22 protein-coding genes and 1 tRNA gene are annotated in these 18,014 nt (G+C 70.6%); 7 read left to right on the forward strand and 16 right to left on the reverse strand.

Annotated features, from left to right (window positions below; translation table 11 throughout):
* Positions 1-3: 3 nt before the first annotated feature.
* From gcvH to GKE56_RS05030, 6 genes are all read right to left on the reverse strand, one after another.
* Positions 4-393 (reverse strand): glycine cleavage system protein GcvH, encoded by a 390-nt coding sequence (gene gcvH / locus GKE56_RS05010; protein WP_154683603.1) that lies wholly within the window; start codon positions 391-393, stop codon positions 4-6.
* A 31-nt stretch (positions 394-424) separates the two neighbouring features.
* A complete protein-coding gene (locus tag GKE56_RS05015) occupies positions 425-1,165 on the reverse strand; it encodes a DUF881 domain-containing protein (protein ID WP_154683604.1) in 741 nt (246 codons plus the stop codon).
* Positions 1,162-1,494, reverse strand: a complete 333-nt coding sequence (locus GKE56_RS05020; RefSeq protein WP_154683605.1) for a small basic family protein — start codon at positions 1,492-1,494, stop codon at positions 1,162-1,164. Before GKE56_RS05020 ends, GKE56_RS05015 begins: the two co-directional genes overlap by 4 nt.
* Positions 1,491-1,940, reverse strand: coding sequence for a DUF881 domain-containing protein (locus GKE56_RS05025; RefSeq protein WP_195908245.1), 450 nt, complete (start codon positions 1,938-1,940; stop codon positions 1,491-1,493). The genes GKE56_RS05020 and GKE56_RS05025 overlap by 4 nt, the downstream gene beginning before the upstream one ends.
* The gene (locus GKE56_RS16860; RefSeq protein ID WP_195908246.1) at positions 1,825-2,424 is read right to left on the reverse strand and encodes a hypothetical protein; all 600 of its coding nucleotides are present in this window, start codon (positions 2,422-2,424) and stop codon (positions 1,825-1,827) included. The genes GKE56_RS05025 and GKE56_RS16860 overlap by 116 nt, the downstream gene beginning before the upstream one ends.
* A 73-nt stretch (positions 2,425-2,497) precedes the next feature.
* Positions 2,498-3,112, reverse strand: a complete 615-nt coding sequence (locus GKE56_RS05030) for a CDP-alcohol phosphatidyltransferase family protein (protein ID WP_230209193.1) — start codon at positions 3,110-3,112, stop codon at positions 2,498-2,500.
* A 480-nt stretch (positions 3,113-3,592) separates the two neighbouring features.
* On the opposite strand from GKE56_RS05030, the gene GKE56_RS18145 reads away from it, so the two are divergent.
* The 5 genes from GKE56_RS18145 (at position 3,593) to GKE56_RS05055 (ending at position 8,105) form a co-directional block, all read left to right on the forward strand.
* A complete protein-coding gene (locus tag GKE56_RS18145; RefSeq protein ID WP_370518459.1) occupies positions 3,593-4,297 on the forward strand; it encodes an aminotransferase class I/II-fold pyridoxal phosphate-dependent enzyme in 705 nt (234 codons plus the stop codon).
* A gap of 46 nt (positions 4,298-4,343) precedes the next feature.
* Positions 4,344-5,018 carry a DUF2461 domain-containing protein gene (locus tag GKE56_RS05040; RefSeq protein ID WP_154683607.1) on the forward strand — a complete coding sequence of 225 codons (675 nt, stop codon included), beginning with the start codon at positions 4,344-4,346 and terminating at the stop codon, positions 5,016-5,018.
* Between the two features lie 143 nt (positions 5,019-5,161).
* On the forward strand, positions 5,162-6,316 hold the full coding sequence (locus GKE56_RS05045; RefSeq protein ID WP_154683608.1) for a YibE/F family protein: 1,155 nt from the start codon (positions 5,162-5,164) through the stop codon (positions 6,314-6,316).
* 186 nt (positions 6,317-6,502) lie between these two features.
* Complete coding sequence (locus tag GKE56_RS05050) at positions 6,503-7,456, forward strand: plastocyanin/azurin family copper-binding protein (protein ID WP_154683609.1); 954 nt, start codon at positions 6,503-6,505, stop codon at positions 7,454-7,456.
* A gap of 97 nt (positions 7,457-7,553) precedes the next feature.
* Complete coding sequence (locus tag GKE56_RS05055; RefSeq protein WP_154683610.1) at positions 7,554-8,105, forward strand: AAA family ATPase; 552 nt, start codon at positions 7,554-7,556, stop codon at positions 8,103-8,105.
* A 62-nt stretch (positions 8,106-8,167) separates the two neighbouring features.
* Here GKE56_RS05055 and GKE56_RS05060 read toward each other — a convergent pair whose 3' ends face one another.
* Positions 8,168-8,491, reverse strand: a complete 324-nt coding sequence (locus GKE56_RS05060) for a hypothetical protein (RefSeq protein WP_154683611.1) — start codon at positions 8,489-8,491, stop codon at positions 8,168-8,170.
* A gap of 529 nt (positions 8,492-9,020) precedes the next feature.
* Here GKE56_RS05060 and GKE56_RS05065 point away from each other — a divergent pair.
* Positions 9,021-9,530 (forward strand): putative immunity protein, encoded by a 510-nt coding sequence (locus GKE56_RS05065; protein WP_154683612.1) that lies wholly within the window; start codon positions 9,021-9,023, stop codon positions 9,528-9,530.
* A 68-nt stretch (positions 9,531-9,598) separates the two neighbouring features.
* Entirely contained in the window at positions 9,599-10,150 is a 552-nt protein-coding gene (locus GKE56_RS05070) for a DinB family protein (RefSeq protein WP_154683613.1), read from the forward strand.
* A 56-nt stretch (positions 10,151-10,206) separates the two neighbouring features.
* Here GKE56_RS05070 and GKE56_RS05075 read toward each other — a convergent pair.
* From GKE56_RS05075 to GKE56_RS05115, 9 genes are all read right to left on the reverse strand, one after another.
* A tRNA-Pro gene (locus GKE56_RS05075) sits at positions 10,207-10,280 on the reverse strand.
* A gap of 104 nt (positions 10,281-10,384) precedes the next feature.
* On the reverse strand, positions 10,385-11,839 hold the full coding sequence (gene der / locus GKE56_RS05080; RefSeq protein ID WP_154683614.1) for a ribosome biogenesis GTPase Der: 1,455 nt from the start codon (positions 11,837-11,839) through the stop codon (positions 10,385-10,387).
* A 103-nt stretch (positions 11,840-11,942) separates the two neighbouring features.
* A complete protein-coding gene (locus GKE56_RS05085) occupies positions 11,943-12,647 on the reverse strand; it encodes a 1-acyl-sn-glycerol-3-phosphate acyltransferase (protein WP_154683615.1) in 705 nt (234 codons plus the stop codon).
* Positions 12,648-12,697: 50 nt separating this feature from the next.
* Positions 12,698-13,399 carry a (d)CMP kinase gene (gene cmk, locus GKE56_RS05090; RefSeq protein ID WP_154683616.1) on the reverse strand — a complete coding sequence of 234 codons (702 nt, stop codon included), beginning with the start codon at positions 13,397-13,399 and terminating at the stop codon, positions 12,698-12,700.
* Positions 13,400-13,426: 27 nt separating this feature from the next.
* The gene (locus GKE56_RS05095; RefSeq protein WP_154683617.1) at positions 13,427-14,509 is read right to left on the reverse strand and encodes a prephenate dehydrogenase; all 1,083 of its coding nucleotides are present in this window, start codon (positions 14,507-14,509) and stop codon (positions 13,427-13,429) included.
* A 36-nt stretch (positions 14,510-14,545) separates the two neighbouring features.
* Positions 14,546-15,481, reverse strand: coding sequence for a pseudouridine synthase (locus GKE56_RS05100; RefSeq protein WP_154683618.1), 936 nt, complete (start codon positions 15,479-15,481; stop codon positions 14,546-14,548).
* Positions 15,478-16,086: an SMC-Scp complex subunit ScpB gene (gene scpB / locus GKE56_RS05105; protein ID WP_154683619.1), complete on the reverse strand. Its 609-nt coding sequence runs from the start codon at positions 16,084-16,086 to the stop codon at positions 15,478-15,480. Before scpB ends, GKE56_RS05100 begins: the two co-directional genes overlap by 4 nt.
* Positions 16,079-16,999 carry a ScpA family protein gene (locus GKE56_RS05110; protein WP_154685633.1) on the reverse strand — a complete coding sequence of 307 codons (921 nt, stop codon included), beginning with the start codon at positions 16,997-16,999 and terminating at the stop codon, positions 16,079-16,081. Before GKE56_RS05110 ends, scpB begins: the two co-directional genes overlap by 8 nt.
* On the reverse strand, positions 16,996-18,009 hold the full coding sequence (locus GKE56_RS05115) for a ParA family protein (protein ID WP_370518460.1): 1,014 nt from the start codon (positions 18,007-18,009) through the stop codon (positions 16,996-16,998). The genes GKE56_RS05110 and GKE56_RS05115 overlap by 4 nt, the downstream gene beginning before the upstream one ends.
* Positions 18,010-18,014 lie beyond the last annotated feature (5 nt).

The raw sequence follows: 18,014 nt of genomic DNA on the forward strand, positions 1-18,014 counted from the left end.
GGCTCAGCCCAGCTGCGCCTGGTATGCCGCGGGGTCCATCAGTGCCTCCACGGCCGCAGCGTCCGCCGGGCGCAGCTCGTACATCCAGCCGTCGCCGTAGGGATCGGAGTTGACCAGCTCGGGAGTGGCGTCCAGCGCCTCGTTGACGGCGGTCACCTCGCCGGCGAGCGGTGCGTAGAGATCGCTGACCGACTTGGTGGACTCGACCTCGCCACACGCGTCGCCAGGCGCCACGGTGTCGCCCACGGCCGGGAGGCTGACGTAGACCACGTCGCCCAGCGCATCCTGGGCGAAGGCTGTGATCCCGATCCGGACCACGCCGTCGTCGCTGGTCCGGACCCACTCGTGCTCAGCGGTGTAGCGCAGGTCCTGGGGGTAGTCCAGCTGGCTCATGCGAATCCTCTCGGGGAGTGGGCGGACGTCATCACTTCGACGGCGCCGGGACGGGCCGAGCGTAACGAGGCTCGGGAAGGCTGTGCAATGCGGTGATGGACAAGGATTTCTCCTGCTCGACCGTGGACTGCGCATTCTGCCCGCGGACCGAGTCGGTCACGCCTCCGGGGATGTCCATCGCCGAAGCCATCGTGGCGCTGTCACCGATCGCGCGGATGACGTAGGGCGAGGACAGCTGCTGCCCACTGACCTGCACGGCGCCGTCGACATCGGCGAACCACGTGTTGGCGACGACCCGCACGTCACCGATCTGGACTGCCTCCGCACCGGCGTCCCGCAGCTCCTGCAGGGCGTCGAGCAGCAGGGCAGAGGTGACCTTGTGGCTCGGGTCGGTGATCGTGATGACCACGCCCGGCCCGGTGGCGGGGACCGTACCGGTTAGGATGCCCAGTGTGTCGAGGCGGTCCTGTGCCGACTTCAGCGCCGCGGACCCCGAGTCGGCACCCGAGAGCAGGCGGTCACGGGTCACCTCGAGGGCCCGGGTGTCGGTGCCCAGCCGACCCTGTTCCTGGCTCACGTCGTCGAGGATGCGGACCAGCTCGTCCTCACGGAGCTGCTCCAGGCCGCTCTGGCTGGTCTGCTGCACCTGGGTCGCGATGGCAAAGCCGAGACCGATCGCGAGCAGCGCGGCGAGCGCGTTGGCCCGGGTCGCCCGAGGGCGGGCCATCCGGATCAGGGTGCCCCAGGACGAGCGCGACGGCTGTGTGGTCATGCCTTGAACAGGTGTCGGCGAATCGACGCGACGTTGGAGAAGATCCGGACCCCGAGCACCACCACCACGCCGGTCGACAGCTGCGCGCCGACCCCGAGCTGGTCGCCCAGGAACACGATGAACGCCGCGACCACGACGTTCGCGAGGAAGGACACGACGAAGACCTTGTCGTTGAAGATGCCGTCCAGCACCGCCCGCACGGCGCCGAACACCGCATCGAGAGCGGCGATGACCGCGATGGGCAGGTACGGCTGCAGGGCGAGGGGCACGTCGGGGCCCCAGAGCAGGCCCAGCAGCACCCCGCCGACGAGGCCGAGGAGGGGAATCACGGTGTCGTCTCCGAAGGGGTCGGGGTCGGGTTCGGTGGGGTGGTTGGTGAGGTGGTCCGGGTGGGACTCGACGTCGAGGCGCTCGACGTCGAGCGCCTCGACGACCCGGTCACCGGCACCGTGGCGTAACGGACGGTGAGCGCGGTGGCTGCGGGCAGCGTCAGCGAGGTGACGCCGTCAATGGAAACACGGATGCCGTAGTTGTCCTTGAGGGCGCGCGCGTAGGACCCGCCGTCGTTGTCGGCGAACTCGGTCTGGAGGTCGTTGGAGCTTCCCAGCACGTCGATCGTGTAGGGGCGGGACAGCGGGCGGTAGTTCACCAGGATCGCCTCACCCGCGAACCGGATGGCCGACTTCGACGTCAGTCGCTGCCCGTTGACCGCGATCCCCTCGGCCCCGGCCTGCCACAGGCCGTCGACGATGATCTGCAGGTCCTTGGACAGCACCTTGCCGTCGTTCGGCTGGCCGTTGGTGCGGGGATTGCCGTCGGCGCTTGTTGCCGTGGGCGCTCGGTGCATCGTCGAGCACAACGCGGATCCCCGGGCCGGTGACCGCCTCGGCGCCGGCCGCGAGCGAGAGCGCCGCGAGGCGCGAGGTGACGGCCCCCCGGTCCTGCCCCAACGCCTGGCTCTGGAGGCTGTCCACCTCGGCCTGGAGGGTGCGCAGGGCCGTCTCCTGTGCGTCAGCGGCCTTGCGGCGCGACTGGATCTGGGCGATGAGCTCGCTCCGGGCCTTGACGGCCGAGGTCGACGGCGTGCGCAGGGCCAGTCCACCGACCGTGAGCAGCAGCCCGGTCACCAGGGCGGCCACGAGCACCACCGGGGTCCGGATGCCGGTACTCGCCGGAAGTCCGGCCTCGGCGCGCGCCTGGGCGGCCGCGGCATACCCGGGGTCGAGGGGCCGCTCCATCATGGAGGTGAGCAGCGTCATGGACTCGTCGACCCGGCGCCCTGACGTTGGGGGGGTAGGAGGTTCGCGGTGCGAGGTGGGGTTCACGGATGGCCTAGGTCGCGAGCGCGGTGTGGGCCCGGGCCACCTGACGGGCCTGGACGATGTACATGACCCCGGCGATCCAGTACAGGACGGTGCCCCACCAGGCGAAGCCCCAGCCGATGGGCAGCGCCCAGTGCGCGAACGTGCCGGTGCCCTGCCCCAGGAGCAGCAGCGGGAACGCGTAGAGGAGGTTGAAGGTGGCGGCCTTGCCGATGAAGTGGACCGGCAGCCCGGTCTGGCCGTAGCGCTTGATCCAGAGCAGGATGCCGGCCAGGAGCACCTCGCGCCCGACCAGGGCCGCCACCAGCCACCACGGGATGATGTCGCGCCATGCCAACCCGACCAGCGTGGTCGCGATGTAGAGGCGGTCGGCGAGCGGGTCGAGCAGCTGGCCGATCCGCGACACGAGGCCGAACCGTCGAGCGATCTTGCCGTCGAGGTAGTCGCTGATGCCCGACAGCATCAACGTCACGAGCGCGATCGCGTCGTGGCCAGTGAGGATCGCCCAGAGGAAGACCGGCACCCCGACGAAGCGCAGCGAGGACAACAGGTTCGGCAGGGTGAGGACCCGGTCGGAGGCGCTGGGCCGCTCCGCCGCCAGTCGTCGATCGCCGTGTGCCGCCACGCGGGCAGCCTAACGGGCAGGTGCTCGTAGAGTTCACAGGCATGGAGAACCCTCTGCTCGGGCCCGGACTCGAGAGCCTGCGTGAGCGGCGCAGCATCAAGTGGCGGCTCTACGACCCCGACGTGCTGCCGTTGTGGGTGGCGGAGATGGACGTCGTTCCCGCCGAGCCGATCCGTCGCGCGGTGCACGACGCGATGGAGCGCGGGGACACCGGGTATCCCTTTGCCGCGGACTATGCCGAGGCGCTGGGGGCGTTCGCCGAGGAGCGCTGGGGGTGGCGACCCGATCCGGCTGCCATGGCGATCGTGCCCGATGTGATGCTCGGTGTGGTCGAGGTGCTCAAGCTGCTCACCGACCCGGGCGACGTCGTCGTGGTCAACTCCCCTGTCTACCCGCCCTTCTACGACTTCGTGGGCCACCTCGGCCGACGGGTGGTCGAGGCACCGCTCTCCCCCCCTCGGTCGCCTCGACCCCGCGACCTTGGAGCCGGCTCTCGGCGAGGCGACGCGCGACGGCGGCCGCGCGGCATACCTGCTCTGCAACCCCCAGAACCCCACGGGCGCGGTGCACACGCCCGCCGAGCTGACCACGGCGCTCGCCCTGGCCGACCAGCTCGGCGTGCGGGTGGTGGCGGACGAGATCCACGCGCCGGTCGTGCCCGACGGCGCGCAGTTCACGCCGGTGGCGTCGCTCGAGGCGGGGTCGCGCGCCATCTCGCTCATGTCGGCGTCGAAGGCGTTCAACCTCGCGGGGCTCAAGGCCGCCATGGCCATCGCCGGGCCTGACGCGGTCGCGGACCTCGCGCGCATGCCCGAGGAGGTGTCGCACGGCGCCAGCCACCTGGGGGTCGTCGCGCACCGCGCGGCCTACCTCGACGGCGGGCCGTGGCTCGACGCCCTCCTCGTCGGGCTGGACGAGAACCGCAGGCTCCTCGCCGAGCTGGTCCGTGACCAGCTGCCGGGAGTCGGCTACCGCATCCCCGAGGGCACCTTCCTGGCGTGGCTCGACTTCAGCGCGCTGGACCTGGGCGAGGACCCTGCGGCGGTACTGCGGGAGCGCGCGCGGGTGGCGCTGCACCCCGGTCCGGGCTTCGGCACGGGCGGTGAGGGACACGCCCGGCTCAACTTCGGGACGTCGCCGCAGATCGTGCGCGAGGCCATCACCCGGATCGCCGCTGTGATCTAGAAGGGCCCTTGCACCCCGAGGTATGCCGCGTGCCACAGTGGTGGGCATGGCCGACGATGCGGGGTTCACCGGGTTTCCGGCGTGGAGCGTGCGTTTCTACGACGAGCTGCAGCACAACAACACCAAGGACTTCTGGGCAGAGCACAAGGCGGAGTGGGAACGCTCGGTGCGCGACCCGATGCGCTCGCTCGTCGACGCGCTCGAGGACGAGTTCGGAGCGGCGACGGTGTTCCGGCCCAACCGTGACATCCGCTTCAGCGCCGACAAGTCGCCGTACAAGACGCACCAGGGTGCCATCGCCGGGCCTGTTCCCGGGATCGGCTACTACGTCCAGCTGGACGCCGACGGGCTGATGGTCGGCGGCGGCTTCCACACCCACTCCCCCGCCCAGACCGACCGGTTCCGCGCCGCGATCGATGCCGACCCGTCCGGCAGCGAGCTCGCCAGGATCAGCGGCCGTCTCGTGGAGTCGGGATACGCCCTGGAGGGCGCCAGCCTCAACACCCGCCCCAAGGGCGTCGACCCCGACCATCCTCGGCTTGACCTCCTGCGCCGCAAGGAGCTGATGGCCCTCAAGCGCCTGGGGTCACCCGGCTGGCTGTCGTCGGCTGCGGCCCTCGACCACGTCCGCGAGGAGTGGTCCGCGATCCGTCCGTTGGCCGAGTGGATCGTGGCCCACGTCGGTCCCGCCGAGGACCGGCCACGTCCCGGACGGCGGTGACGGGTCGGCGATGGGTGCGTCACACAGTCATGTCCATGCGCACGGCGCTCCGCGCAACGGTCCGGCCCCTCGCCTGCCGCGTCGGGTGACCTGGGTCCTGACCGGGCTCGTGCTCCCTCATCGCCGCCGCGTCGCTGGCGGGCATGTGGGTGCTGCGCCCGACGGGCCAGGGGCGCCCGACGGTGCCGGGGTCGTCGTCGGCCGGCGTGCAGTACCTCAACGGGGTCGTCGGTGGCCTCACGCCGCTCGACTGCTCCCAGATGGGCGTGGCGACGCCGCGGTCGAAGACGCAGGGCGCGGCGCCGAATGCGCAGTGCGGTCAGGCTTTCGTGCGGCTGGACAACAGCACGATGATCACGGTGGGCGTGCCGCCGGAGGTCGTGCGGGCCGGCGTCGGCACCGGGGTCGTCATCATGAAGGTCGCCGACCAGAGCGGCTCGCCGTACTCCTACTACGACATCGCGCGCGGCAAGCCGTTGGTGCTCCTGGCGATCCTGTTCTGCGTGGTGGTCGCCGGGGTGGCGCGCTGGCGCGGCATCCGAGCGCTCATCGGTCTCGGGCTGGCGTTCCTCGTCGTCGGGAAGTTCCTGCTCCCGGCACTGCTCGAGGGGCACAGCCCCGTGGCCCTCGGGCTGGCGACGTCCGGCGCGATCATGGTGATGGTGCTCTACCTCGCCCATGGGGTGTCCGCCCGCACGACGACGGCGCTGCTCGGGACCATGGCCGGAGTGCTCATCATCGCCGGACTCGGTTCGGCGTCGGTCGCGGCGGCGCACCTGACCGGGGTCAGCAGTGACGACAACTCCGCCCTGCAGCAGGTCGCCCAACAGCTCGACCTCAGCAACCTGCTGACGTGCGGCATCATCCTGGCCGGGCTCGGCATCCTCAACGACGTGACGATCACCCAGAGCGCTGCCGTCTGGGAGCTGTGGGAGATCGCCCCGGAGACCAGCGCACGACAGCTCTACACCCAGGCGATGCGGATCGGCCGCGACCACATCGCCTCCACCGTCTACACCGTGGTGTTCGCGTATGCCGGTGCGGCGTTGCCCGTGCTCCTGCTGATCTCGATCTACGACCAGCCGCTGCTGCGCACCTTGACGAGCCTGGACATCGGTGAGGAGCTGGTGCGCACCATGGCTGGTGGCGTCGGGCTCGTGCTCAGCGTGCCGGCCACGACGGCGCTGGCGGTCCTCGTCGTGAGCTCGATCCGGAAGGCCGGGACGGTCGAAGCGGCACAGTCGGTGGTGCCGCCACCGCCGGTCGAGAGCCGGGCCGCACGACACCGGCGTCGCTGACCGCGACCCCGGTCGGGCCAGTTCCTCGTCCGTTTCGCGGGTTCGAGAAGTCACCCTTAGGGATGAGCCACCCTCTGGGTGCGTCGCCCACTCTGGGGTTGGACGGCCCGGGGCTGAGGCGCACGGGTCGTCCGACCCGGCCGCGACCGCGACCGTGGGTCTGCACGTCCGCACCAAGGAGCATCCATGCCAGGGAAGTCATTGCTGCGGCGGCTCGTTCTTGCCGCCATCTCCGTCACTGCACTCATCGTTCCAGCCGCGCTGGGATCGACGGCATCCGCGGCCCCCGCCCCACCGGCCACCTGGCACGTGCGTGTGGGCGCCGAGACGCCCGACATGGCCGTCGCTGCGATGTCATTCCTGCCCGAGAACGTCTGGGTCAACGTGGGCGACACCGTCCACTGGACGGCCAACAGTGCGGAACCGCACACCGTGACCTTCCTGGCACCGGGGACGGCGCTGCCCGACTTCAACCCCTTCGACCCGTCCCAGACGGCTGCTCAGGGCTCCTCGGTCTACGACGGCACCGCGTACACGAACTCCGGAATCGTTGCCACGCAACCGATCTTCGTCTTCACGAACCCGGCGAGCAGCTACCACCTGACCTTCGCCTCGGTCGGCGACTTCACGTACTACTGCCTCCTGCACGGCACGATGATGACCGGCACGGTGCACGTCCGGCCGGCCGGCACCGCCTACCCCTACACCCAGCAGGACTACGACCGGGTGGGCACGCACGAAGCCCAGGCCGATCTCGCCAACGGACGCGACGCCTGGCGCATGGCCAGGCAGTCCCACGCCACGACCGGCTCGTCCGTGCTGGTCGGGATCGACGGCGAGGGCTTCGGGGTGTCGCGCTTCGTGCGTGACCACACCGTGGTGCACCTGGGTGCCACCGTGTCGTTCCTCGCCGAGCCCGGCGCACCGCACACGGTGACGTTCGGTCAGGAGCCCCCCGGGCTCGCCATCCTGGCGCCGTCGGGCGACCCGACCCACTATGCCGGTGGCGACCTCAACAGCGGGTTCCTCACCCCGGGAGTCCCCTTCGACGTCACCTTCACCAAGGCAGGCCTGTTCCACTACATCTGCGCCATCCATGACGGCATGGGCATGGTGGGAGACGTCCTGGTCGTTCCCTGACGTGTCTCGGTCCGAAGGCCACCCCGGCCCACGCCGGGGTGGCCTCGGACACGGCCCCTCACCGTCGTGCCGCTCGATCTCGCTAGGGTCGATCGTCATGAGCCGGCTCATCCACCTCAACGGACCCCCCGGGATCGGTAAGTCCACTCTGGCAAGGCGGTTCGTGGACGCGCACCCCGGAGTGCTCAACGCGGATGTGGACGTCCTCAGAACACTGGTCGGTGGATGGCAGGGTGAGTTCGACCGTGCCGGCGCCCTCATCCGACCTGCGGCCTTGGCCATGATCGAGGCATACCTGCGCAGCGGCAACGATGTCGTCTTCCCGCAGATGCTGATCGACCCCGCCGAGCTCGCCCGGTTTGAGCAAGCCGCAACGAACGCAGGGGCACAGTTCGTCGAGCGCGTGCTCATGGACACAGCGACTGCGTCGGTCGCACGGTTCCACCTCCGCGGGCTGGCCGAGCCCGAGGAGCCTTGGCACGACCACGTGCGCACCATCGTGGCCGCCCAAGGGGGTGACGCGATCCTTGCACACAACCACGCGGCGCTCGAACGTCTACTCCTCGAACGGCCAGATGCTGTGGTCGTCAACAGCACCGCGGGCGAGGTCGAGCAGACCTACCGCATGCTCGTCGAGACGCTGGACTGACCCATCCTCATCGGCGCGGCCGACGTCGTCAGCCCCCCTGGGGCGACCGCGCAGGGACCGGGTCACAAGCGGGTGAAGAGGACTTGTCCCGCCGCGACGCCGAGCTGAATCAAGCCGCCGCCGACCACGCTGATGGCGAAGCCCTGACCACCGGTCCAGCGCGGCCGGGCCGGCTCTCGGTCGCGCAGTCGTTTGCTGAGCGCGAACCAGAGCACCCCGGCACCGAGTGGCAGGCTGATCACCCAGAACCAGAACCAGCGGGTTCCGTGCCGGGGAACGCCTCCGCGAATCGCCCCGACGGCGAACACCACCAGCGCGAGCTGCGCGAGCCCGGCCCAGGCGATGCCGCCGTGGAACCGAGTCCTCTCGAGCACATAGGCGGTCACCCGGTCGACCGGTGAGGGGTTCGACCCGTCGCCGCCAACTAGCGGGCTGGTCGTGCCACCGTGGTTCGGAAACGGTCCAGTCAAGGTGGTCGCATCGGTGTAGTACCGGTGACCGTTGTGAGTAGTCCACTCCAGGACGGAACCCGTGTTGTCTGTCGACCTGGCGTGGCTGAGCGCGAAGAGCGGCTCTTGGCTCAACGGCGGCGGAGGCGAGCCAAGGCGGTCGAGGTCAACGATCTGCCCATCGTCGGCGGCGGACTTCAGCGATGCTCCGTCAGCCCGAACCGGAGCGGCCCACAAGGAGATCCCGAGCCAGACGGCCAGTACCAGCAGAAGGCCCAATCCTGCACTGTGGGTTGCCACCCACCGGATTCGGCTCGGTACCTCCCGGCGAGCCGTGACACGAAGCTCCGCGCCCCCCAGCGTTTCCATGGCTGATGGTCGCACCCCGGGCTGGCGCAGACAACGTCTTCCGAGCTTCGGTGTGCCGCCAGATGTGTTTGTCCCTCGAGCCGGGCACGCTGGAGGCATGATCCTCCCCGAGGTCCGTGACCCGCGCATGCTCACGATCCGCCGCGGCGGGTCCCTCACCGACACGGATCATCGACTCCTCGCCCTCTGGGCTGCCCTGTGCGCGGAGCACGTCCTGCACTTCTTCGAGGACGAGCAGCCTTCGGACCCTCGGCCGAGGGACGCGATCGAGGCGGCCCGCGCCTGGGCGCGTGGCGACCTGACGATGATGAACGCTCGGGCCACCGGTGGACACGCGATGGGAGCGGCGCGATCGCTCCGCGGGGCGGCGCGGCATGCGGCATACGCCGCCGGTCAGGCTGCGTGCGTCGGCCACGTGGCCGAGCACGATCTCGGCGCGGCTGCCTACGCGATCAAGGCCGCGATGGCTGCGCACCCTGACGACCCCGGGGCCGGACGCGTCGAGCGTGACTGGCAGCGCGACCAGCTGCACGAGCCGATTCGCCCACTCGTCCTGGCGGACCAGGCTCGGCGGAGCTCGATCTGCTGGTCGGTCTTCGACGACTGACCAGAAGGCACGCAGGCATCTGCCGCTGCCGCGAGTTCAGCACGCCACGCAGTGAGAGCGTGACACCGATGGTCGCGCTGGCGCTGTGTAGCCTCAACGCCGTGTCAGCGATCTCAAGTCACGATCCAGCGATCCTTGCCGCGCCCCTCCGGGTCCAGCTCGAGTCGTTCCTCGACGACCACCGCGAAGCGCTATGCGAGAGCCTGGACGGCATCACGGAGGAAGAAGCACGCCGGCAGCTGGTGCCGTCCAAGACCACCCTCCTCGGCCTGGTCAAACACGCCAGCTTTGTGGAGCTCGTGTGGTTCAACGAGGCCATCACCGGTCGCAGTCGCGCTGAGATCGGCTGTCCCGACGATCCCGACGCGTCGTTCACCGTGGAACCTCAGGACACCATCGACTCCGTGCGCGACACCTACAGGGACACCTGCCGGGCGTCCCGGACGGCGTCGGCGCCACTGGGTCTTGACGACCTCGTCCACGGGAATCGCCGGGGACCGCTCCCGATGCGATGGGTGTATCTCCACGTGCTCCGCGAGCTCGCCCAGCACTGCGGCCACGCGGACATCCTGCGCGAACAGCTCCTGGCGGCCCGGGAAGGCGTCACCGGGCTTCCGTAGCCGTGGCCCTGAAGAAAACGGGGCCCGAAGTGTGTGGACAAATCGGACCCCGTTCGTCGGGCTGACAGGATTTGAACCTGCGACCCCTTGACCCCCAGTCAAGTGCGCTACCAAGCTGCGCCACAGCCCGTGGCTTGCCCACGCGAAACCGACCACATCGGGCCCGCAGGAGCGAACGAAACCTTAGCGCACGGCATACCCCGCCTCGAAATCGGTATGCCGTGTGCCCCGGCGCTACTTGCGGCGGCGCTTCTCGCGGACCCGCACCGAGACCTCGATCGGCGTGCCCTCGAAGCCGAACTCCTCGCGCAGTCGTCGCTCGAGGAACCGGCGGTAACCGGCCTCAATGAACCCCGAGGCGAAGATCACGAACCGCGGCGGGCGGGTCGAAGCCTGGGTCGCGAACAGGATGCGCGGCTGCTTGCCACCCCGGATCGGGTGCGGGTGCGCGGCCACGATCTCGCCGAAGAACGCGTTGAGGCGCCCGGTCGGCACACGGAAGTCCCAGGACTCGAGCGCCTTCTCGAGGGCGGGCACGAGCTTGTCGACCGACCGACCGGTGCGTGCGGAGATGTTCACCCGCGGAGCCCACGGGATCTGCACGAGCTCGCGCTCGATCTCGCGCTCGAGGTAGTACCGGCGCTCCTCGTCGAGCAGGTCCCACTTGTTGTACGCGACGACGAGGGCGCGCCCCGCGTCGATGGCCTGCTGCACGACCCGGATGTCCTGCTCGGCGATCTGCTGCTCGGCGTCGATCAGCACGACGGCGACCTCGGCCTTCTCCAGGGCGGTCTGGGTGCGCAGCGACGCGTAGAAGTCGGCCCCGCGGGTCTGGTGGACCCGGCGCCGGATGCCGGCCGTGTCGACGAACCGCCACGTCTTGCCGCCGAGCTCGATGAACTCGTCGACCGGGTCGCGGGTGGTGCCGGCGACGTTGTCGACCACGACGCGGTCCTCGCCGGCGAGCTTGTTGAGCAGCGAGGACTTGCCGACGTTGGGGCGGCCGATGAGGGCGACCCGTCGCGGGCCACCGCGCTGGTAGGCGTCCTTGGCCGACACGTCCGGGAGCACGTCGAGGACGGCGTCGAGCACGTCGCCACTGCCCCGCCCGTGCAGCGCCGAGACCGGCCAGGGCTGGCCCAGCCCGAGGTTCCACAGGGCAGAGGCATCGGCCTCGGTGCGCTGGTCGTCGACCTTGTTGGCGACGAGCACCACCGGCTTGCCTGCGCGTCGCAGGAGCTTCACCACGGCCTCGTCGTCGTCCGTGGCACCCACCGTGGCGTCCACCACGAACATCACGACATCGGCGAGGTCGACGGCAACCTCGGCCTGCTCCGCCACGCGCAGGTGGATGCCCGTCGCGTCGATCTCCCAGCCGCCCGTGTCGACGAGCGTGAACCGTCGCCCGGTCCACTCGGCGTCGTAGGCGACACGGTCACGGGTCACGCCCGGCACGTCCTCGACGACCGCCTCCCGGCGCCCGAGAATCCGGTTGACCAGGGTCGACTTGCCGACGTTGGGGCGCCCGACGACGGCGACCACGGGCAGCGGGCCTTCGGTGACGGCATACCCGTTCTCGTCGAGCTCGCCGTCGAGGAGCGAACGGTCCTCCTCGCTGAGGTCGAACTCCTCCAGCCCAACGCGCAGGGCGCGCTCGACAGTCGAGTCGTCGGTCAGGTGCTCACTCACGGGGTTTCCTTGCGTTGATCGTGGGGGGCCGCTGTGCGACGGGGTATGCCGCGTGGCCGCCGACCATTGTCTCGCACTTTGGCGCCGGCTCAGGACAGCAGCCTCAGGTGCGGGGTTCGGCAGCGGTCCAACCGTCGTCCTCGGGGAGGAACATCGCGTGCCGCTCCTGGGATTCCCGGACATGCTCGGCGAGGCACTCCCGCACCTGGGCCGTCCCGGCGACGAGCCGTTGGCGACCCGTGAGACCGGGCTCGGCGACCAGCTCGGCGACCAGCTCGACGGGCTCGCCGAACTCGACCACCATCGGGCTGCGCAACCGCGGCAGGGACGCCGTCGAGGCCCCGGTGGCCCGGGTCCCGAGGAACGCCACGGGCACGATTCGGGCGTGTCCCTGCTGGGCCAGCCACGCGGCACCCTGCTGGACCGAGGCGACGTCGCCGCGCCCGCGGGTGCCCTCGGGGAAGATGCCCACCGCTCCCCCGGCGTGCAGGATCGCCACGGCCGCCATGAGCGCCCCGCGGTCGCCGGCGCCACGGGTCACCGGGATGTGCCCGATGAACCGCAGGAACCACCCGAGCGGCCCACGGAACAGCTCGCGCTTGACCAGCACACAGGTCGGGCGAGGGGCGAGGGCTGGCAGCATCGGCCCGTCGAGGAAGCCGACGTGGTTGGCGACGAAGACCACGGGACCCTCGCGCGGCACCCGATCCCGCCCGACGACGCTCACCCGGTAGAGCGCACCGAACAGGAACCGCCCGACCACGAGGTTGACCCGCACCCGCCACTGCGGCGTCGGTGGTGGGCTCACCGGGGCACCTCGGCTCACCCGGGCACCTCGGCTCACCCGGGCACCTCGGCTCACGCAGGCACCTTGTCGGGGGCCGTGCGCCGCACCACGGCCAGCAGCGCCTCGACGCTCTCGGCGAAGTCCAGGTCGGAGGTGTCGAGCAGCACCACGCCGTCAGCCGCCCGGGTGAACTGCGAGACGGTGGAGTCGTCGGCGTCACGGCGCACGATCTGGTCACGCGTGGCCTCCATCGCTGCACGGTCCGCCTCGCCGTGCAGCTCGGTCGACCGGCGACGCAGCCGCGCGTCGACACTGGCGGTCAGCAGCACCCGCACGTCGGCGTCGGGGGCGACGACCGTCGTGATGTCGCGGCCCTCTGCCACGACCCCGCCCGTGCTGCCCGCGATCTGCTCGATGAGCTCGCGCTGCAACCGCTGCAGGATCGGGCGCACCGCGGTGTTCGTGGCGACCTGCGAGACGACCTCACTCACCCGGGTGGTGCGGATCTCGTGCTCGATCTCGCGGCCGCCCACGAGCACGCTGGGGTGGGCAGGGTCGGTGCCCATCTCGAGGGGGAGCTCGCGGGTGGCCTGCTCGACGGCCTGCCGGTCGGCGAGGTCGACTCCCTGCTCGAGGCACCACCAGGTGACGGCGCGGTACATCGCGCCGGTGTCGAGGTAGCCGACCCCCAGGGCGCGCGCCGCGGCCCGCGACACACTGGACTTGCCGGACCCGGAGGGCCCGTCGACCGCGATGACGAGGTGCGTGCTCATGGGCGTCGAGCCTATGCGGTGCGGGCGTCAGCCGTGTAGCCGCCAGCCACGAGCGGCGAGCTCCTCGCCCAGGCGCTCGGCGACAGCCGGCAGCACGGAGATCTCGGCCAGCCCGAACGGCTGCCCCATGCCGTGTTCGAGGTGGAGGTCCTCGAGGTTGACCCCGGCATCGCCGACGTCGTGCAGGAGGCGGGCCAGCTCACCCGGGCGGTCCGGCACGAGCACGACGACCACGCTGTATGCCGTCGGTGCAGCCCCGTGCTTGCCCGGGATACGTGCGTGGCCGGCGTTGCCGTGACTGACGACCCGCGCCAGGACCTCGCGGGCGCCGACCCCGTCACCGTCGGCGAGCAGGTCCAGCGCGCCCACGACCTCAGCGAGCTCGGCCTGGAGGTGGCCCAGCACCTCGCGCACGGCGGCGGCGTTGCCGGCGAGGATCTGGGTCCACAGCTGCGGGTCGCTCGCTGCCACCCGGGTCACGTCGCGGATGCCCTGCCCCGAGAGGGCCACCGCGGGGTCGGTCAGCTCGCGGAGCCGGCTGGCCACAAGCGAGGAGGCCAGCTGGGGCACGTGGGACACCACCGCGACCGCGGCGTCGTGCTCCTGCGGGCTCATCGTGGACACGGTGCCCCCAGCAGCCCGCGCGAGCTCCTGGACGGCCTCGACGGCAGCACTGGACGAGGTCGCGTGCGGCACCACGACCCAGGCCCGGCCGTCGAAGAGGTCACCCCTCGCGGCGACCGCCCCGGACCGCTCGCGCCCCGCCATCGGGTGCGAGCCGGCATACCGCGAGAGGTCGGCGCCTCGGGAGCGGACGTCCTCGAGCACGGCGACCTTGACCGAGGCGACGTCGGTGACGATCGCGTCCGGCCACGAGCCGAGAGCCTCAGCGACCACCGCGCCAGCGACATCGGGTGGGGCCGCGACCACGACGACCTCGGGCGCGGGGTCCTGCGGACCGGCCAGGGTGCCGGCCCCGAGGTCGCGCGCCAGCGCCACCGCTGTCGGTGACGGGTCGCTGAGCGTCACGGCATACCCGGCACGGGTCAGGGCGATGCCCAGGCTCGTGCCGATCAGGCCTGTCCCGATGATGCGCACACGCGAGGTCACGACGCGAAGGCTACCGACGAGCTCGGCCGGGCGGGCTCAGAGTCCAGCGGCCGAGTAGAGCTTGCCGACCTCTTCCTTGGTCAGCTTGCGCATCTTGCCGGGCTTGGTCTCGCCGAGGTGAATGGGACCGACCTGGGTGCGGACCAACGACAACACCGGGTGTCCGACCGCGTCGAGCAGCCGGCGCACGATGTGCTTGCGCCCCTCGTGGAGGATCACCTCGACGAGCGCCTTGCCCGGCTGGGAGTCGACGATCCGGAACGAGTCGACCGAGGCGGGGCCGTCCTCGAGCTCCACGCCCTCACGCAGGCGCTTGCCGATGTCGCGCGGGACCGGCCCACGGATCTGGGCGAGGTAAGTCTTGGCCACGCCGTACTGGGGATGCTGGAGCCGGTGCGCCAGGTCGCCGTCGTTGGTGAGGATCAGCAGGCCCTCGGTGTCGGCGTCGAGCCGCCCCACGTGGAACAGCCGCTCGTGGCGGTCGCCGACGTAGTCGCCGATGCTGATGCGACCCAGCTCGTCGTTCATCGTCGTCACGACGTTCAAGGGCTTGTTGAAGGCGAAGTACACGCGGCTCTCGTCGAGCTGCACCCGAACGCCGTCGACGTGGACCATCTGGTCGGCCCGGATCCGGACCCCGAGCTCGGTGACGACGTGGCCGTCGACCTCGACCCGACCATCGGAGATGAGGTTCTCGCACACCCGGCGTGACCCAACCCCCGCCGCAGCGAGGAGCTTCTGCAGCCGGATGCCGTCGGGGTCGTGCACGTCGACCTCGGGGGTCGCCCGCTCGCGCGGGACCCGGGTGGGCTGGCTGCCCTTGGTCGTGCCCGAGCTGCCCCGCTGGGGCCGCTCCGGCCGCTCGGCCCGCCCGGAACTCTGTGATCGGCCGGACGGACTCTGCGGTCGGCCGGCGCGCTGGGGGCGACCGCCGCCCGAGCTGGTGCCGCTTCTACTACGTGGGGGTGTCATCCGCGTCCTTGTTCTGCGATTTCGTCGAGCAGGTCGACTTCGGGGAGGTAGGGCGCCAGAGCAGGGAGCTCGTCGAGCGTGCCCAGCCCGAGTCGTTGGAGGAAGTAGTCCGTCGTGCCGTAGAGGATGGCGCCGCCGTCGCCGTCGGCGCCCAGCTCCTCGATCAGCCCGCGGTTGAGCAGCGTCCGCACCACGCCATCGACGTTGACGCCGCGCACGGCGCTCACCCGGGAGCGTGAGATCGGCTGGCGGTAGGCGATGACCGCGAGGGTCTCGAGCGAGGCCTGGGTCAGCTTGGCCTGCTGGCCGTCGAGGAGGAACTTCTCCACCACGGGGGCGTAGTCGGAGCGGCTGTAGATCCGCCAGCCACCGGCCACCGACCGCAGCGTGAAGCCACGCTGCTGCGCGGCATACTCCTGCTCGAGGTCGTGGAGGTGAGCCACCACGTCGTCCACGGGCAGTTCGAGCGCCGAGGCGAGCGCCAGCTCGCTGATCGGCTCGTCGACCACCATCAGGACGGCCTCGATGACGCTGCGCGCCCCACCGGGGAAGTCGTTGACGTCGAAGGCGATCTGCTCCTCGACGACGGTGTCCGGCTCACTCATCGGTGTGGGTCTCCTCTTCGTCGGCCCCGTCGGCCCCGTCGGCCACGTCAAACTCGTCGAACTCGTCGCTGACCTCGATCTCGCCGTCGTTCGTGCCGGTCCAGCGCACGGTCAGCTCCCCCAGCGCCTCGGCCTGCTCGAAGGTGATCGCCGCCTCGCGGAACAGCTCGAGCAGGGCCAGGAAGCGCGCCACGATCACCAACGTCGAGTCGGCATCGGCCACCAGCGCGCGGAACGAGCACACCCGCTCGCTGCGCAGCCGCGACCCGATGATGCCGGCCTGCTCACGCACGCTCACCTGGGGGGCGTGCAGGTGGTCCAGGCCGACCGTCGGCGCGACCTTGGGAGTCATGGCGCGGGCCGCGATCATGGCGAGCTGGTCCGGGGTGATGCCCATGACCAGCTCGGGCAGCAGCGCGGCGAACTGGGGCTCGAGACCGGCCTGGCGCGGCGTCATCCGGCCCGCCGTGGCCATCCGCTCGCCGAAGGTGAAGGCGATGTCCTTGAACGCGCGGTACTGCAGAAGCCGGGCGAACAGCAGGTCGCGGGCCTCGATGAGGGCGAGGTCCTCCTCGTCCTGGGGTCCCATCTGCGGTAGCAGGCGCGACGCCTTGAGGTCGAGCAGGGTCGCCGCGATGAGCAGGAACTCCGAGGCCTGGGACAGGTCCCACTCGGTGTCGGACGCCTGCGCGGCCTTGATGTGGGCGATGAACTCGTCGGTCACGCTGGCCAGCGCGATCTCCGTGATGTCGAGCTTGTGCTTGCTGATCAGGCCGAGGAGCAGGTCGAACGGCCCGGAGAAGACCGCGAGGTGGACCTCGAACGGCGTCGACCCACCACGCCGGGTGATGACGCCTCCCGGCGTGATCTGGGGCTGCTCGGCCGTCACGGCCTCATCGGCCACCGCGGTCAGGCCGCACCGCCGCGGGCGATGAGCTCGCGGGCGAGCTGGCGGTATGCCGCGGCCGCGCCATGCGTCGAGGCGTACGTGGTGATGGGCTCGGCCGCCAAGGTGGCGTCGGGGAACTTCACGGTGCGGCTGATGACGGTGTGGAAGACCTGTTCGCCGAAGTGGTCGACGACGCTGCGCACGACCTCCTTGCTGTGCAGCGTGCGCGAGTCGTACATCGTCGCGAGGATGCCGTCGACCTGGAGCCGCGGGTTGAGCCGGTCGGTGATCTTGTCGATCGTCTCGACGAGCAGGGCCACACCACGCATGGCGAAGAACTCGCACTCGAGCGGGATGACGACTCCGTGGGCGGCGGTGAGCGCGTTGACCGTGAGCAGCCCCAGCGAGGGCTGGCAGTCGATCATGATGACGTCGTAGTCGTCCATGACCGGCCGCAGCACGCGGGCCAGGATCTGTTCGCGGGCGACCTCGCCGACGAGCTGGACCTCCGCGGCCGACAGGTCGATGTTGGCCGGGATGACGTCGAGGTTCTCGGTCGAGGTCTGCTGGATGACCTCACGCACGTCATGGCCGCGCTCGACAAGCAGGTTGTAGATGGTCACGTCGAGCTCATTGGCCCGCACCCCGAGACCGACCGACAGCGCCCCCTGCGGGTCGAAGTCGACGAGCAGGACCCGTCGGCCGACCTCGGCGAGCGCCGCACCCAGGTTGATGGTGGTCGTCGTCTTGCCGACGCCGCCCTTCTGGTTGCACATGGCGATGATGCGCGCCGGCCCGTGCCCGGTGAGGGGCGGCGGCTCGGGGAAGTCGGGCAGTGGGCGGCCGGTGTGACCGAGCTGGCCCGCTCCCACTGCCTCGGTGCCCGGCAGTCGCTCGGAGGACGCGGAGACAGAGGACTCAGGGGCGGAGGTCTCGGGCGACGGCTTGAACTGCGTCGTGGTCACCTCAGGGTCCACAGGCGTTTCACTCCCGGTGCGATTGCGTTCGTCGGTCAGCCTCGCGCTGATCGGCAAGACCT

It is taken from the genome of Nostocoides sp. HKS02, assembly GCF_009707485.1.
In the GTDB taxonomy this organism is placed as follows: domain Bacteria; phylum Actinomycetota; class Actinomycetes; order Actinomycetales; family Dermatophilaceae; genus Pedococcus.

Bases quoted from the DNA above. Each gene is read 5' to 3' on its own strand.
- GKE56_RS05015 (WP_154683604.1), bottom strand. From the start codon at position 1,165: ATGACCACACAGCCGTCGCGCTCGTCCTGGGGCACCCTGATCCGGATG.
- GKE56_RS05070 (WP_154683613.1), top strand. From the start codon at position 9,599: ATGGTCGCGCTGGCGCTGTGTAGCCTCAACGCCGTGTCAGCGATCTCA.
- GKE56_RS05055 (WP_154683610.1), top strand. From the start codon at position 7,554: ATGAGCCGGCTCATCCACCTCAACGGACCCCCCGGGATCGGTAAGTCC.
- scpB (WP_154683619.1), bottom strand. From the start codon at position 16,086: ATGAGTGAGCCGGACACCGTCGTCGAGGAGCAGATCGCCTTCGACGTC.
- GKE56_RS16860 (WP_195908246.1), bottom strand. From the start codon at position 2,424: ATGACGCTGCTCACCTCCATGATGGAGCGGCCCCTCGACCCCGGGTAT.
- GKE56_RS05065 (WP_154683612.1), top strand. From the start codon at position 9,021: ATGATCCTCCCCGAGGTCCGTGACCCGCGCATGCTCACGATCCGCCGC.
- GKE56_RS05045 (WP_154683608.1), top strand. From the start codon at position 5,162: ATGTGGGTGCTGCGCCCGACGGGCCAGGGGCGCCCGACGGTGCCGGGG.
- GKE56_RS05050 (WP_154683609.1), top strand. From the start codon at position 6,503: ATGCCAGGGAAGTCATTGCTGCGGCGGCTCGTTCTTGCCGCCATCTCC.
- GKE56_RS05040 (WP_154683607.1), top strand. From the start codon at position 4,344: ATGGCCGACGATGCGGGGTTCACCGGGTTTCCGGCGTGGAGCGTGCGT.
- gcvH (WP_154683603.1), bottom strand. From the start codon at position 393: ATGAGCCAGCTGGACTACCCCCAGGACCTGCGCTACACCGCTGAGCAC.
- cmk (WP_154683616.1), bottom strand. From the start codon at position 13,399: ATGAGCACGCACCTCGTCATCGCGGTCGACGGGCCCTCCGGGTCCGGC.
- GKE56_RS05100 (WP_154683618.1), bottom strand. From the start codon at position 15,481: ATGACACCCCCACGTAGTAGAAGCGGCACCAGCTCGGGCGGCGGTCGC.